The 14,191-nt window shown below is 71.0% G+C and carries 12 protein-coding genes; all 12 read right to left on the bottom strand.

Going from position 1 to position 14,191, the window contains the following annotated elements:
* Positions 1-74: 74 nt before the first annotated feature.
* The 12 genes from glyA to lysA all read right to left on the bottom strand — a co-directional run bounded on the left by glyA (position 75) and on the right by lysA (position 14,186).
* Positions 75-1,322 carry a serine hydroxymethyltransferase gene (gene glyA / locus AB0E14_RS20075; RefSeq protein WP_362419412.1) on the bottom strand — a complete coding sequence of 416 codons (1,248 nt, stop codon included), beginning with the start codon at positions 1,320-1,322 and terminating at the stop codon, positions 75-77.
* Between the two features lie 287 nt (positions 1,323-1,609).
* Positions 1,610-2,254, bottom strand: coding sequence for a protein-tyrosine-phosphatase (locus tag AB0E14_RS20070; protein WP_362419409.1), 645 nt, complete (start codon positions 2,252-2,254; stop codon positions 1,610-1,612).
* Positions 2,251-2,898 carry an L-threonylcarbamoyladenylate synthase gene (locus AB0E14_RS20065; protein ID WP_362419406.1) on the bottom strand — a complete coding sequence of 216 codons (648 nt, stop codon included), beginning with the start codon at positions 2,896-2,898 and terminating at the stop codon, positions 2,251-2,253. The genes AB0E14_RS20070 and AB0E14_RS20065 overlap by 4 nt, the downstream gene beginning before the upstream one ends.
* A gap of 52 nt (positions 2,899-2,950) precedes the next feature.
* On the bottom strand, positions 2,951-3,796 hold the full coding sequence (gene prmC, locus AB0E14_RS20060) for a peptide chain release factor N(5)-glutamine methyltransferase (RefSeq protein ID WP_362003821.1): 846 nt from the start codon (positions 3,794-3,796) through the stop codon (positions 2,951-2,953).
* 38 nt (positions 3,797-3,834) lie between these two features.
* Positions 3,835-4,911, bottom strand: coding sequence for a peptide chain release factor 1 (prfA, locus tag AB0E14_RS20055; protein ID WP_362419402.1), 1,077 nt, complete (start codon positions 4,909-4,911; stop codon positions 3,835-3,837).
* Between the two features lie 99 nt (positions 4,912-5,010).
* A complete protein-coding gene (rpmE, locus tag AB0E14_RS20050; protein ID WP_046909139.1) occupies positions 5,011-5,229 on the bottom strand; it encodes a 50S ribosomal protein L31 in 219 nt (72 codons plus the stop codon).
* A gap of 143 nt (positions 5,230-5,372) precedes the next feature.
* The gene (locus AB0E14_RS20045; RefSeq protein ID WP_362419398.1) at positions 5,373-6,464 is read right to left on the bottom strand and encodes an LCP family protein; all 1,092 of its coding nucleotides are present in this window, start codon (positions 6,462-6,464) and stop codon (positions 5,373-5,375) included.
* Positions 6,465-6,666: 202 nt separating this feature from the next.
* The gene (rho, locus tag AB0E14_RS20040; protein ID WP_362419395.1) at positions 6,667-8,715 is read right to left on the bottom strand and encodes a transcription termination factor Rho; all 2,049 of its coding nucleotides are present in this window, start codon (positions 8,713-8,715) and stop codon (positions 6,667-6,669) included.
* 384 nt (positions 8,716-9,099) lie between these two features.
* Positions 9,100-10,017, bottom strand: a complete 918-nt coding sequence (thrB, locus tag AB0E14_RS20035; RefSeq protein ID WP_362419392.1) for a homoserine kinase — start codon at positions 10,015-10,017, stop codon at positions 9,100-9,102.
* Between the two features lie 270 nt (positions 10,018-10,287).
* Complete coding sequence (gene thrC, locus AB0E14_RS20030) at positions 10,288-11,358, bottom strand: threonine synthase (protein WP_361672536.1); 1,071 nt, start codon at positions 11,356-11,358, stop codon at positions 10,288-10,290.
* Between the two features lie 6 nt (positions 11,359-11,364).
* Positions 11,365-12,657 carry a homoserine dehydrogenase gene (locus AB0E14_RS20025; RefSeq protein WP_362419388.1) on the bottom strand — a complete coding sequence of 431 codons (1,293 nt, stop codon included), beginning with the start codon at positions 12,655-12,657 and terminating at the stop codon, positions 11,365-11,367.
* Between the two features lie 137 nt (positions 12,658-12,794).
* The gene (lysA, locus tag AB0E14_RS20020; protein WP_362419385.1) at positions 12,795-14,186 is read right to left on the bottom strand and encodes a diaminopimelate decarboxylase; all 1,392 of its coding nucleotides are present in this window, start codon (positions 14,184-14,186) and stop codon (positions 12,795-12,797) included.
* Positions 14,187-14,191: the final 5 nt, after the last annotated feature.

Raw genomic sequence — 14,191 nt, 5'->3', positions numbered from 1 at the left:
GCCCCACACCCTAGCCGTGCTGTCCATGTGCTTGAGGACATACGGGCGCCCCGGATGGTTGCGGTCCGGATTCTTCAGGGGCCGTACGGGGGAAATCGACCGGCCAGATCACGCACTTCCACGCGTACCCGGGCGCTCTCCTCCGGGTCGTCCCGTAGCGCGATCGTGAACAGCGCGGCGATCCGGGCCATCTCCGCGGGACCCATCCCCTGGGTGGTGACGGCGGCGGTGCCGAGCCGGATCCCGCGCCCGTCCCCGTACGGCAGGGCGCAGGTGTCCAGGACCATCCCGGCCGCCGCGAGCCGGGTCCGCGCGGTGCGGCCGTCGACACCGAGCGGAGCCGGGTCGGCCGTGATCAGGTGGGTGTCGGTGCCGCCCGTGGTGATCGCGAAGCCCTCCGCGTCGAGCGCCTCGGCGAGGATCCGGGCGTGCGTGACCACCCGATGGGCGTACGAGGCGAAGTCCGGTGTCGCCGCCTCGCCGAAGGCGACGGCCTTGGCGGCGATGGTGTGCATCTGGGCGCCGCCCTGGGTGAACGGGAAGACGGCCCGGTCGACGCGGTCCGCGAGCTCGGCGCCGCACAGGATCAGCCCGCCGCGCGGGCCCCGCAGCACCTTGTGCGTGGTGGCGCAGACGACATCGGCGTACGGGACGGGGTTCGGGGCCGCTCCCCCGGCGACGAGGCCGATGGGGTGCGCGGCGTCGGCGATCAGATAGGCGCCGGCCTCGTCGGCGATGGAACGGAAGATCGCGTAGTCGAGGTGGCGCGGGTAGGAGATCGAGCCGCAGACGATCGCCTTGGGGCGGTGGTGCCGGGCGAGGGCGGCGACCTGTTCGTAGTCGACGAGCCCGGTCTCGGCGTCGACGCCGTACGGCACGAAGTCGAACCAGCGGCCGGAGAAGTTCGCGGGCGACCCGTGGGTGAGGTGGCCCCCGTGGGCGAGACCCATGGCCAGAACGGTGTCTCCGGGCCTCAGGAGCGCCGCGTACGCGGCCAGGACCGCCGAGGAGCCCGAATGGGCCTGGACGTTCGCGTGCTCGGCTCCGAAGAGCGCGGTGGCCCGCTCCACGGCGATCCGCTCGGCGGCGTCGGCGTACTCGCAGCCGCCGTGGTGGCGGGCGCCGGGGTAGCCCTCGGCGTACTTGTTGGCGAGCGGGGAGCCGAGGGCGGCCAGGACGGCGGGCGAGGTGAAGTTCTCGGCGGCGATCAGCTGCAGGCTGTCGCTCTGCCGGCGCGCCTCGCCGAGCAGCACGTCGGCGATCTGCGGGTCCTGTCGGCGCAGGACGTCGAGTTCCGATTCGGGTGGAGCGGTGACCGGCATGGTGGCTCCCGGCGCGAGGGGCGGGCCTTCAGCTCCAATGTAGGCGCGCGGGAAGCGGTTTGCCTGATGTTCACCGACACCCTGAGCCGACTGGCGGTACCCCCCGGGCCCACGGCCTCAACGCCGGGCCTGAACCCCGGTCAGTGCCGTCACCACGGGGTCGAGCGCGGTGTCGAGTCCCATTCCCCGACGCGCCCCTCGCACTGCTCGGCCCTGGGGGGCCTCCCAGGCTTCGGGCCGCTGCGCCGGCCTCCGGCCGACGGACGTGGGCAGGCCACATCGGCACGTCAACGGCGCGCCTGAACCCCGGTCAGTGCCGTCACCACCGGGTCGAGCGCGGTGTTGATCTCCTCGCCGATCGAGCGGAAGAACGTGATCGGGGCGCCGTACGGGTCGTTGACCTCGTCGGCCTCCGCGTTCGGGGCCAGGAGCCACCCGCGTAGAGCCGCCGCGGCGCGGACCAGGGCACGCGCGCGCTCGACCATGCCCTCGCCCAGCGGGTCCGGCAGCGTCGCGGGGTCTATGGCCCTCACGAGCCGGGTGAACTCCTTCAGGGTGAAGGTGCGCAGGCCCGCCGAGTGGCCCATCGAGATGACCTGCGCCCGGTGGTCGCGGGTCGCCGTCAGGACCAGGTCCGCGCGGATGACGTGCTCGTCGAGGAGCTCGCGGCCGACGAAGCCGCTGTAGTCCGCGCCGAAGTCGGCGAGGACCAGCTCCGCGTTGGCCTCCATCGGGGCGCCCTCGTGCCCCCAGGTGCCCGCGCTCTCCACGATCAGGCCGCCGCTCCGGGGGTCGCCCAGGCGGTCGCTCAGGGCATGGCGGGTCAGCCGCTCGGTGATGGGCGAGCGGCAGACGTTGCCGGTGCTGACGTGGAGGATGCGGAAGGTACTGCTCTCGTGCCCCGCTATGCCACGCCCCTCAGGGGCGGTCAATTGGCCACCTCGAGGTCGGGTACGACCTTCCGGAGCTCCTCGGCGGAGAGCGCGCCCTGGCGCAGCAGGACCGGCACCTTGCCCGTGACGTCCACGATCGAGGACGGCACGATGCCGGGGGTCGGGCCGCCGTCGAGGTACACGGAGACGGAGTCCCCGAGCATGCCCTGGGCCGCGTCGCAGTCCTCCGGCGAGGGGTGGCCGGTGAGGTTCGCGGAGGAGACCGCCATCGGGCCGACCTCGGTCAGCAGCTCGATCGCGACCGGGTGCAGCGGCATCCGGATCGCCACCGTGCCCCGGGTGTCGCCGAGGTCCCACTGGAGCGAGGGCTGGTGCTTGGCGACCAGCGTGAGCGCGCCCGGCCAGAACGCGTCGACGAGCTCCCAGGCCTGCTCGGAGAAGTCCGTGACGAGCCCGTGCAGGGTGTTCGGGGAGCCGATGAGGACGGGCGTGGGCATGTTGCGGCCCCGGCCCTTGGCGTCGAGCAGGTCCGCGACCGCCTCGGAGCTGAAGGCGTCCGCACCGATGCCGTAGACGGTGTCGGTGGGCAGCACGACCAGCTCGCCGCGGCGCACGGCGGACGCGGCCTCGCGCAGACCGGTCACACGGTCGGTCGCCTCGTTGCAGTCGTATCGCCGAGCCATCAGCGGGCCTCCTCGTACACAGGGTTGGTCAGGGCAGCAGCAGCGGCGCGGATCACGGCATCGCCTTGCGGGCGGTCGCGAAGCGCGGGCGCTTGTTCAGGTCCGGGTGGTCGGCGGCGTCGGACCAGCCGGCCTCCTCGTTGAAGATCCACGGCACCTGGCCGCCCTGGGTGTCCGCGTGCTCGATCACGACGAGGCCGCCGGGGCGCAGCAGCCGGTGCGCGGTGCGCTCGATGCCGCGGATCGTGTCGAGGCCGTCCTCGCCGGAGAAGAGCGCCATCTCCGGGTCGTGGTCGCGGGCCTCGGGTGCGACGTACTCCCACTCGGTGAGCGGGATGTACGGCGGGTTGGAGATGACCAGGTCGACCTGGCCGTCGAGCTCGGGGAGCGCGGTCAGCGCATCGCCCTGGTGGACGGTGACCCGCGAGCCCTCCGCGTTCTTACGGGTCCACACCAGCGCGTCGTCGGAGAGCTCCACCGCGTGCACCCGCGAGCGCGGCACCTCCTGCGCCATGGCGAGCGCGATGGCGCCCGAGCCGGTGCACAGGTCCACGATCAGCGGCTCGACGACGTCCATGGCCCGTACCGCGTCTATGGCCCAGCCGACCACGGACTCCGTCTCGGGCCGGGGCACGAAGACGCCGGGCCCGACCTGGAGCTCCAGATAGCGGAAGAACGCCCGCCCGGTGATGTGCTGGAGCGGCTCGCGCGCCTCGCGGCGCGCGACGGCCTCCCAGTAGCGGGCGTCGAAGTCCGCGTCCTTGACGTTGTGCAGCTCCCCCCGCTTGACGCCGTGCACGAACGCGGCGAGCTCCTCCGCGTCGAAACGCGGCGAGGGAACGCCGGCGTCGGCCAGCCGCTGGGTGGCCTGGGCCACCTCGGCAAGCAGCAGGTTCACGCTGGTCCTCCGTGGTACGGGGTGGGGCTACGGGGAACTTACGCCGCGGCGAGCTTGGCGGCCGAGTCGGCGTCGACGCAGGCCTGGATCATGGTGTCCAGGTCGCCGTCGAGCACCTGGTCCAAGTTGTACGCCTTGAAGCCGACGCGGTGGTCCGAGATCCGGTTTTCCGGGAAGTTGTACGTCCGGATCTTCTCGGACCGGTCGACGGTGCGGACCTGGCTGCGACGGGCGTCGGCGGCCTTGGACTCGGCCTCCTCCTGGGCGGCGGCGAGCAGCCGGGACCGCAGGATGCGCATGGCCTGCTCCTTGTTCTGGAGCTGGCTCTTCTCGTTCTGGCAGGAGGCGACGATGCCGGTCGGCAGGTGCGTGATGCGGACCGCGGAGTCGGTCGTGTTGACGGACTGGCCGCCGGGCCCGGAGGAGCGGTACACGTCGATGCGCAGGTCGTTGGCGTGGATCTCGACGTCGATCTCCTCGGCCTCGGGGGTCACGAGGACACCGGCCGCGGAGGTGTGGATCCGGCCGGCCGACTCGGTGGCGGGCACGCGCTGCACGCGGTGCACCCCGCCCTCGTACTTCAGCCGTGCCCAGACGCCCTGACCGGGCTCGGTCGCGCCCTGGCCGCCCTTGGTCTTGACCGCGACCTGGACGTCCTTGTAGCCGCCGAGCTCGGACTCGGTGGAGTCGATGATCTCGGTCTTCCAGCCGACGCGCTCGGCGTAGCGCAGGTACATGCGGAGCAGGTCGCCGGCGAACAGGGCGGACTCGTCGCCGCCCGCGCCGGCCTTGATCTCCAGGATGACGTCCTTGTCGTCGCTGGGGTCGCGCGGGACGAGCAGCAGCCGCAGCTTGTCGGTCAGCTCCTCGCGCTGCTTCTCCAGCTCCTTGACCTCGGCCGCGAAGTCGGGGTCGTCGTGCATCAGCTCGCGGGCGGTCTCGATGTCGTCACCGTTCTGCTTCCACGAACGGTAGACGGCGACGATCGGGGTCAGCTCGGCGTAACGCTTGTTCAGCTTGCGCGCGTTGGCCTGGTCCGCGTGGACCGAAGGGTCAGCGAGCTTCTTCTCGAGATCGGCTTGCTCACCGATCAGTTCCTCGACCGCCTCGAACATCGGGGGCTCCTGGTTTTCGTACGAACGGACTGCGGGGACGGCAAAGCGCCGGTCCGGTGCTCCGTTGCGGGAGCGACCAAGGACCGGCGCAGTGACGTGCTACTTCTTGGCCGCAGCCTTGCCGAAGCGGGCCTCGAAGCGGGCGACGCGGCCGCCGGTGTCGAGGATCTTCTGCTTGCCCGTGTAGAACGGGTGGCACTCGGAGCAGACCTCGGCACGGATGGTGCCCTCGGTCAGGGTGCTACGGGTGGTGAACGACGCGCCACAGGTGCAGCTGACCTGGGTCTCGACGTACTCGGGGTGGATCTCGCGCTTCAAGGTGTCTCCTAGTTTCGGGAGGGCTCCGGGTCGCCGTGCGGATTGCACCTGCGTGAACCGGGGCCGACGTACCAGTCTGCCAGGACCGGCCGTATCTCCCAAAACCGGGTCCCCGCTGAAACTATTCCGGGCTGCCCGACGGGCTACCTGACAAGGCCCTCGGCCTTGCCGGTGGCGGTGTCCTTCGTCGCCGACGCGGGGATCGGCTTGTCGCTCTTGAGCGCCTGCCAGACCTGCCGGGCCTGGGCTTCCAGCGGGACGACGCGGTTCGGGTCGGCGGGGTCGTACTCGACCGGCATGGTGACCATGTGGACGTCGTCGGCGCCGAGCCCGGCGAGCCCCTGGGCGAAGCCCATCAGCTCGTTGACCGAGTCGAGCTCGGAGTCGGGGGTGATGGCCTTGGTGGCGGTGTCGGCGATGTCGAGGAGCTTCTTCGGGTTCGACAGGACGCCGACGTCCTTGACCTGGTCGATGAAGGCCTTCATGAAGGCCTGCTGGAGCTGGATGCGGCCGAGGTCGCTGCCGTCGCCGACGCTCTTGCGGGTACGGACGAGGCCCAGGGACTGCTCGCCGTTCAGGGTGTGCGTGCCCGGGGCGAGGTCCAGATGGCTCTTGGTGTCCTTGATGGCCTCGGTGGTGGTGATCTCCACGCCGCCGAGCTTGTCGATGAGCTTCTTGAAGCCGGTGAAGTCGACCTCGATGTAGTGGTCCATGCGGATGCCGGACATCGACTCGACGGTCTTCACGGCGCAGGCCGGTCCGCCGACCTCGTAGGCGGTGTTGAACATGGCCCGCTCGGCGGCGGGGACGCGGGTGCCCCGCTCGTCGACGCACGCGGGGCGGTCGATCAGGGTGTCGCGGGGGATGGAGACGACGCTGGCCTTCTTGTGGCCCTCGTAGACGTGGACGACCATCGCGGTGTCGGAGCGGGCGCCGCCCTCGTCCTTGCCGTAGGCGCCGTTGTCGCCGGAGCGGGAGTCGGAGCCGAGGACCAGGATGTCCATCGAGCCGTTGTCGACGTTCTTGGGGCGGTCGGTGCCGAGCTGGGCGTTGATGTCGACGCCCTGGAGGTTGCCGTCGAGCTTGAAGTAGACGTAGCCGAGTCCGGAGCCGCAGACCACGACGAGCGCGGCGGCGGTCCACGCGGCGACGGTCACCACCCGGCGGCCCTTGGCGGGCTGCTTGCGGCGGCGGCCATTGCCCCGTATTCGGCCACTCTTGCTCTGCTCGGTCATTTCCTACCCCAGGTCCTAGTTTCACCTTCTGTGACGGAGATGCACCCGAAAGGGTTGCACCCGAACCTGTGAGGTTTCGCAGAGCGACGGGCCGCAACGCACCGCGCCCACCGTGCGAGGCACGGTGGGCGCGGTGTTCGTGCAGGTCACGGAGAGGTTACGGCCGCGGGGCCGGCCCTCTCCGTGTGACGGAGGTCATGCCTCAGTCGTTGTTGCCGGCTCCAGGGGTCGTCTTCTGGATCTGGAGCAGGAACTCGGCGTTCGACTTCGTCTGCTTGAGCTTGTCGAGCAGCAGCTCGATCGCCTGCTGCTGGTCGAGCGCGTGCAGCACGCGACGCAGCTTCCAGGTGATCGCGAGCTCGTCGCTGCCGAGGAGGATCTCCTCCTTGCGCGTACCCGAGGCGTCGACGTCGACGGCCGGGAAGATGCGCTTGTCGGCGAGCTTCCGGTCGAGCTTGAGCTCCATGTTGCCGGTGCCCTTGAACTCCTCGAAGATCACCTCGTCCATGCGCGAGCCGGTGTCGACCAGCGCGGTGGCCAGGATGGTCAGCGAGCCGCCGTCCTCGATGTTGCGCGCGGCACCGAAGAAGCGCTTCGGCGGGTAGAGCGCGGTCGAGTCGACACCACCGGACAGGATACGGCCGGAGGCCGGGGCGGCGAGGTTGTACGCGCGGCCCAGGCGGGTGATCGAGTCGAGCAGGACGACCACGTCGTGACCCAGCTCCACGAGACGCTTGGCGCGCTCGATGGCCAGCTCGGCGACCGTGGTGTGGTCCTCGGCCGGGCGGTCGAAGGTCGAGGAGATGACCTCGCCCTTGACCGACCGCTGCATGTCGGTGACCTCTTCCGGACGCTCGTCGACCAGGACGACCATCAGGTGGCACTCGGGGTTGTTGTGGGTGATCGCGTTGGCGATCGCCTGCATGATCATGGTCTTGCCGGTCTTCGGCGGGGCCACGATCAGGCCTCGCTGGCCCTTGCCGATCGGCGACACCAGGTCGATGATCCGCGTGGTCAGCACGCCCGGGTCGGTCTCCAGACGGAGCCGGTCCTGCGGGTAGAGCGGGGTCAGCTTGTTGAACTCGGGGCGGCCACGACCGGAGTCGGCGGCCATGCCGTTCGAGGAGTCCAGGCGCACCAGCGCGTTGAACTTCTCGCGGCGCTCGCCCTCCTTCGGCTGACGCACGGCGCCGGTGACGTGGTCACCCTTGCGCAGGCCGTTCTTGCGGACCTGGGCGAGGGAGACGTACACGTCGTTCGGGCCGGGCAGGTAGCCGGAGGTCCGGATGAACGCGTAGTTGTCGAGGATGTCCAGGATGCCCGCGACGGGGATCAGGACGTCGTCGTCGGAGACCTGCGGCTCACCGGTCGCGAACTCGTCACGGCCACGACGGCCACGACGGTCGCGGTAGCGGCCGCGACGGCCACGGCGGCCGCCCTCGTCGTCGAAGTCGTCCTGCGGGCCGCCCTGCTGACCCTGCTGGCCGCCCTGACGCTGCTGGCGCTGGCCGCCCTGGCCACCGCCCTGCTGGTCCTCGCCCTTGCCGCGGTCACGGCGGTCGCGCTGACGGTCGCCGCGCTCACGGCGGTCGCCGCGCTCGCCACGCTCGCCGCGGTCACGGCGGCCGCGGCCCTCCGCGGTGTCGACGGCGGACTCGGCCTTGGCCTCGGCGGACGCGTCCGTACGGGACTCGGTTCGGGAGTCCGTCCGGGTGTCGGCCTTGGTCTCGGTCTTGACGGCCTGCGCCGACTCGGCCCTGGCCTCGCCCTCCGGGCTGCCGGCGGGCGCGGTGGCCCGACGGCGGCGGCGCTCGCCGGCCGGCTGGTCGTCGGAGGCGGGCTGGCCCGGGATGTCGATCTGCTGCTGGGCGACGGCCTGCTCGGCCTTCTCGGCCTTGGGCGCGGCGGTCTCGGCGGCGGCCGTGTCGGCCGTACGGGCCCTGGAGGTGGCGCGGCGCTTCGGCTTGGTCTCGGCCGTGTCGGCGGCGGCCTTGGCGGGGGCGGAGGAACCGCCACCGGCCTGCGCCTCCTTGATGACCTCGATCAGCTGGCTCTTGCGCATCCGCGCGGTGCCCCTGATGCCGAGGCCGGACGCGACCTGCTGCAGCTCGGCCAGGACCATGCCCTCAAGGCCGGTGCCGGAGCGGCGGCGCCGTGCGGTGGTGCCAGAGGTGGCAGCACCTGCGGCGGGCGCGGAAGTGTCGACCGTGTTGTCGGCAGTCACGCCCATCAGATCGGTGGTGTCGCTCACGAAGGGTCCTTCCCTGGAGCGGACGTCGGCCATCTGGCTCGGCGACCGGTTGTGCTGTCCGACAACGGTCCTGGCTTGTGGACCGTGTCGGGGCGGTGGTCCCGCCGGGATACGGCGGAAGAGAAAAAACGTGCTGGGTCCGGCCCGAGGTCCCCTAGCTCGGCCCTCACACGGGAAGAGCGAGGGGTGTCGTGCCGGTTCCGGAGCGTGCTCGAAACTGCTCAGGCAGGCTGCTCAGGCAGTTGGGGAGGCTCCCGGAAGAATCGGTGGTCCCTGATGGGGACACTCAGCACCGCGCCACAAAGGCGCCGGGTGCTGACTTGAGGTTAACACTACCGGCTCCAACAAACATTCCCCCTCTCCCTCACCGGCAATCACGTGTCCCTAGGGCGCGAGCGGCAGAACACTCGCTCCGGACACATCGAGGTCGAGCCGGTTCGCGGCCCATCCCTCGCCCGCCAGTCGGGCGACCTTGTCGGCCGTCCCGTGTTCGGCCAGCGCGAGCACCGTGGGGCCCGCGCCGGAGATGACCGCGGGGACGCCGTCCGCCCGCAGCCGGTTCACAAGGGCGATGCTCTCCGGCATCGCGGGGGCCCGGTACTCCTGGTGCAGCCGGTCCTCGGTGGCCGAGAGCAGCAGCTCGGGGCGGCGGGTGAGCGCCTCGACGAGGAGCGCCGCACGGCCGGCGTTGGCCGCGGCGTCGACGTGCGGGACGGTGCGCGGCAGCAGACCGCGGGCGGTCTCGGTCAGTACGGGCTTCCCGGGGACGAAAACCACCGGAACGATGGAATCGGCGGGGTCCATCCTGATCGCCCGCGCGGCACCGGACTCGGTCCAGGCGAGCGTGAAGCCGCCGAGCAGACAGGCGGCGACGTTGTCGGGGTGCCCCTCGATCTCGGTGGCGAGTTCGAGCAGGGCCGCCTCGTCGAGGCGGCTGTCGCCGCCTATGGTCACGGCGCGGGCGGCGACGATGCCGGCGCAGATGGCGGCGGAGGAGGAGCCGAGGCCGCGGCCGTGCGGGATGCGGTTGGCGCAGACGACCTCGAGGCCGCGCGGCTGCCCGCCGAGCAGGTCGAAGGCGGTACGCAGGGAGCGTACGAGCAGGTGGCTCTCGTCGCGCGGGAGCGTGTCGGCGCCCTCACCGGCGATGTCGATGTGCAGTCCGGAGTCGGCGACCCGGACGACGACGTCGTCGTAGAGCCCCAGCGACAGGCCGAAGGCGTCGAAGCCCGGGCCGAGGTTGGCGCTGGTGGCGGGAACGCGCACCCGTACGGCGGCGGCGCGGAACGCGGGACCGGCCATCGCTCGATGACTCTCCTTGACTTGCGACTACGGGATTTCAAGAGAAGTACACGGAAACCCGGGGGCCGCTTCTGCCTCGGGGGGCGACAACGGCAACGACACCGCGCATATGCAACGGGGCGGGTTCGGTACAGCCTATCGAAGGAAGGTTCTGTGGCGACATAGGGCGCACAGGAGGCGCACGATGCGTGTCGCAAGCCTTCCTGTGCGCCTATGTACGTTCCTGATCGGGTTTCACCCCGAACGGAACCCCCGGGCGAGGGGGTCGGATCAGGCCAGACCGAGGCGCTCGGCGGCCGCGGCGGCGTCGACCGGGACGGTGACCGGCTGGGGCGCGCCGGCGACGGCCCAGTCGGGGTCCTTCAGGCCGTTGCCGGTGACGGTGCAGACGATCCGCTGCCCCGGGTCGACCTTGCCCTGCTCGGCGGCCTTCAGCAGACCGGCGACGGAGGCGGCGGAGGCGGGCTCGACGAAGACGCCCTCCTGCGAGGCCAACAGCCGGTAGGCGCGCAGGATCTCACGGTCCGTCACCTCGTCGATGAAGCCGCCCGACTCGTCCCGCGCGGCGATCGCGTAGTCCCACGAGGCGGGGTTGCCGATGCGGATCGCGGTCGCGATGGTCGACGGGTCCTTGACGACCTCGCCGCGCACGAGCGGCGCGGAGCCGGAGGCCTGGAAGCCCCACATGCGCGGGGTGTGCGTCGCCAGACCGTCGGCGGCGTACTCCCGGTACCCCTTCCAGTACGCCGTGATGTTGCCGGCGTTGCCCACGGGCAGGACGTGGATGTCGGGGGCGTCGCCCAGCATGTCCACGATCTCGAACGCGGCCGTCTTCTGGCCCTCGATACGGACCGGGTTGACGGAATTGACCAGCGCGACCGGGTAGTTGTCGGAGAGCGCGCGGGCGAGGTCCAGGCAGTCGTCGAAGTTGCCGTCGACCTGGAGGATCTTCGCGCCGTGCACGAGGGCCTGGCCCATCTTGCCGAGCGCGATCTTGCCCTGCGGCACGAGGACGGCGGACACCATGCCGGCGCGTACCGCGTAAGCCGCCGCGGACGCCGAGGTGTTGCCGGTGGAGGCGCAGATGACGGCCTGCGCGCCCTCCTCCTTGGCCTTCGAGATGGCCATGGTCATGCCGCGGTCCTTGAAGGAACCGGTGGGGTTGGCGCCCTCGACCTTGAGGTGCACCTCGCAGCCCGTGCGCTCGGAGAGGACCTGAGCGGGAACGAGCGGCGTACCGCCCTCACGGAGCGTGACGACCGGCGTCGTGTCCGTGACCGGAAGGCGGTCCCGGTACTCCTCGATGATGCCGCGCCACTGGTGGGTGCCCTTGCTGGTCATGGGTCCTTACTCCCCTTCAACACGCATGATGCTGGCGACACCGCGCACGGTGTCGAGCTTGCGCAGCGCCTCGACCGTCCCGGAGAGGGCGGCGTCGGCGGCGCGGTGGGTGACGACGACGAGGGAGGCCTCGCCGTCCTTGCCCTGCTGACGGACGGTGTCGATCGACACGCCGTGCTCGGCGAAGACCGTCGCGACCTGGGCGAGGACACCCGGCTTGTCGGCCACGTCGAGGCTGATGTGGTACCGCGTCACCACGTCGCCCATGGGGCTCACGGGCAGCTGGGTGTACGCGGACTCCCCGGGGCCGGTGGCCCCGTCGAGCTTGTTGCGGCACACGGCGACCAGGTCGCCGAGGACGGCCGAGGCGGTCGGAGCGCCGCCGGCGCCGGGGCCGTAGAACATGAGCCGCCCGGCGGCCTCCGCCTCGACGAAGACCGCGTTGTAGGCCTCGCGGACGGAGGCGAGCGGGTGGCTCAGCGGGATCATCGCCGGGTGCACGCGCGCGGTGACGGACTCGCCGTCGGCGGCCCGCTCGCAGATCGCGAGCAGCTTGATGGTGCAGCCCATCTGCTTGGCGGAGGCGAAGTCGGCGGCGGTGACCTCGGTCATGCCCTCGCGGTAGACGTCGTCGAGCCGTACGCGGGTGTGGAAGGCGATTCCGGCGAGGATGGCGGCCTTGGCGGCGGCGTCGAACCCCTCGACGTCGGCGGTGGGATCGGCCTCCGCGTACCCGAGCGCGGTGGCCTCGTCGAGCGCCTCGCTGTACCCGGCGCCCGAGGTGTCCATCTTGTCGAGGATGAAGTTCGTCGTCCCGTTGACGATGCCCATGACCCGGTTGATCTTGTCGCCGGCGAGGGACTCGCGCAGCGGCCGGATCAGCGGGATGGCGCCGGCGACGGCGGCCTCGTAGTAGAGGTCCTCGCCGTGCTCCTCGGCGGAGGCGTAGAGGCTCGCGCCGTCCTGGGCGAGGAGTGCCTTGTTGGCCGAGACGACGGAGGCGCCGTGCTCGAAGGCGGTGGTGATCAGCGTGCGGGCGGGCTCGACACCGCCGATGACCTCGACGACGACGTCGATGTCGCCCCGTTTGACCAGGGCGGTGGCGTCGGTGGTGATCAGCTCGGCGGGGATGCCGGCCCGGACCTTGTCGGGGCGGCGGACCGCGACGCCGGCGAGCTCGACCGGGGCGCCGATGCGCGCGGCGAGGTCGTCGGCGTGCGTCGTCATGATGCGCGCCACCTCTGAGCCGACCACTCCACAGCCCAGCAGCGCCACCTTCAGCGGACGCGTACGCATCATCCGACCTCGTTTCCTTCGTACTGCTTCGTATCTCTACGGTTGGACCAGTCTCACTCACCGGACGAGGGTTTCTGCCCCTCGTCCGGATCCTGAGACACTTTTTGGGCGTTTGGGGGTATTCCCCAAGGAAAACAGCATCACCCGACATCGAGACGCAGGAGATCTTCCTCCGTCTCACGCCGGACGATCACGCGCGCCTCGCCGTCGCGTACGGCGACGACGGGCGGGCGGAGTGCGTGGTTGTAGTTGCTCGCCATGGACCGGCAGTAGGCCCCGGTGGCGGGCACGGCGAGGAGGTCGCCGGGCGCGACGTCGGCGGGCAGGAAGGCGTCCCGTACGACGATGTCGCCGCTCTCGCAGTGCTTGCCGACGACACGGACGAGCATGGGCTCGGCGTCGCTGGTCCGCGAGACGAGGGAGACGCTGTACTCGGCGTCGTACAGCGCGGTGCGGATGTTGTCCGACATGCCGCCGTCGACGGAGACGTACGTCCGCAGCCCCTCCAGCGGCTTCACGGTGCCGACCTCGTACAGCGTGAAGGCGGTGGGCCCGACGATGGCGCGGCCGGGCTCGACGGAGATGCGCGGAGTGGCGAGGCGGGCGGCCTCGCACTCACGGGTGACGATCTCCTTCAGCGCCTTGGCGATGTCGTGCGGCTCGCGGGGATCGTCGGCGGAGGTGTACGCGATGCCCAGGCCGCCGCCCAGGTCGATCTCGGGAAGCTCGACGCCGTGCTCGTCCCGCACCTCGGCGAGGAGCTGGACGACGCGCCGCGCGGAGACCTCGAAGCCGGCCATGTCGAAGATCTGGGACCCGATGTGGGAGTGGATCCCGATGAGCTCGAGACCGTCGAGGGAGAGCGCCCGGCGCACGGCCTCGGCGGCCTGTCCCCCGGCGAGCGCGATGCCGAACTTCTGGTCCTCGTGGGCGGTGGCGATGAACTCGTGGGTGTGCGCCTCGACGCCGACGGTCACCCGGATCTGGACGCGCTGCCGCTTGCCGAGGGACTGGGCGATGTGGGCGACGCGGACGATCTCCTGGAAGGAGTCGAGCACGATGCGCCCGACACCGACGGAGACGGCGCGACGAATCTCTTCCTCGGACTTGTTGTTCCCGTGAAAGGCGATCCGCTCGGCGGGCATCCCGGCGGAGAGCGCGGTGGACAGCTCCCCACCGGAGCACACGTCCAGATTCAGCCCCTCCTCGTGCAGCCACCGCACGACGGCGCGGGAGAGGAAGGCCTTGCCGGCGTAGAAGACGTCGGCGTCCGGCCCGAAGGCGTCGGCCCAGGCGCGGCAGCGGGCGCGGAAGTCGTCCTCGTCGAGGAAGTAGGCGGGGGTCCCGAACTCCTCGGCGAGCCGGGCGACGCCGATCCCCGCGACGGTGGCCTGCCCCTGCTCGTCACGGCGCACGGTCCGCGCCCAGACCTTGGGGTCGAGGACGTTGAGGTCGGCGGGCGGAGCGGTGTAGTGCCCCTCGGGCAGGACGTCGGCGTGGCGGGGCCCGGCGGGGTGGGCGGAACGGCTCATGTCTG

The sequence above is a fragment of the Streptomyces sp. NPDC047981 genome (assembly GCF_040653315.1).
Lineage (GTDB): Bacteria > Actinomycetota > Actinomycetes > Streptomycetales > Streptomycetaceae > Streptomyces.
The sequence above is the reverse complement of the archived record's forward strand: the minus strand, read 5'-3'. Positions and strand labels throughout refer to the sequence as shown.

Coding starts and splice junctions, on each gene's coding strand:
- glyA (WP_362419412.1), bottom strand. CDS start 1,322: ATGCCGGTCACCGCTCCACCCGAATCGGAACTCGACGTCCTGCGCCGA.
- AB0E14_RS20065 (WP_362419406.1), bottom strand. CDS start 2,898: ATGGCTCGGCGATACGACTGCAACGAGGCGACCGACCGTGTGACCGGT.
- prfA (WP_362419402.1), bottom strand. CDS start 4,911: ATGTTCGAGGCGGTCGAGGAACTGATCGGTGAGCAAGCCGATCTCGAG.
- AB0E14_RS20045 (WP_362419398.1), bottom strand. CDS start 6,464: ATGACCGAGCAGAGCAAGAGTGGCCGAATACGGGGCAATGGCCGCCGC.
- thrB (WP_362419392.1), bottom strand. CDS start 10,017: ATGGCCGGTCCCGCGTTCCGCGCCGCCGCCGTACGGGTGCGCGTTCCC.
- thrC (WP_361672536.1), bottom strand. CDS start 11,358: ATGACCAGCAAGGGCACCCACCAGTGGCGCGGCATCATCGAGGAGTAC.
- AB0E14_RS20025 (WP_362419388.1), bottom strand. CDS start 12,657: ATGATGCGTACGCGTCCGCTGAAGGTGGCGCTGCTGGGCTGTGGAGTG.
- lysA (WP_362419385.1), bottom strand. CDS start 14,186: ATGAGCCGTTCCGCCCACCCCGCCGGGCCCCGCCACGCCGACGTCCTG.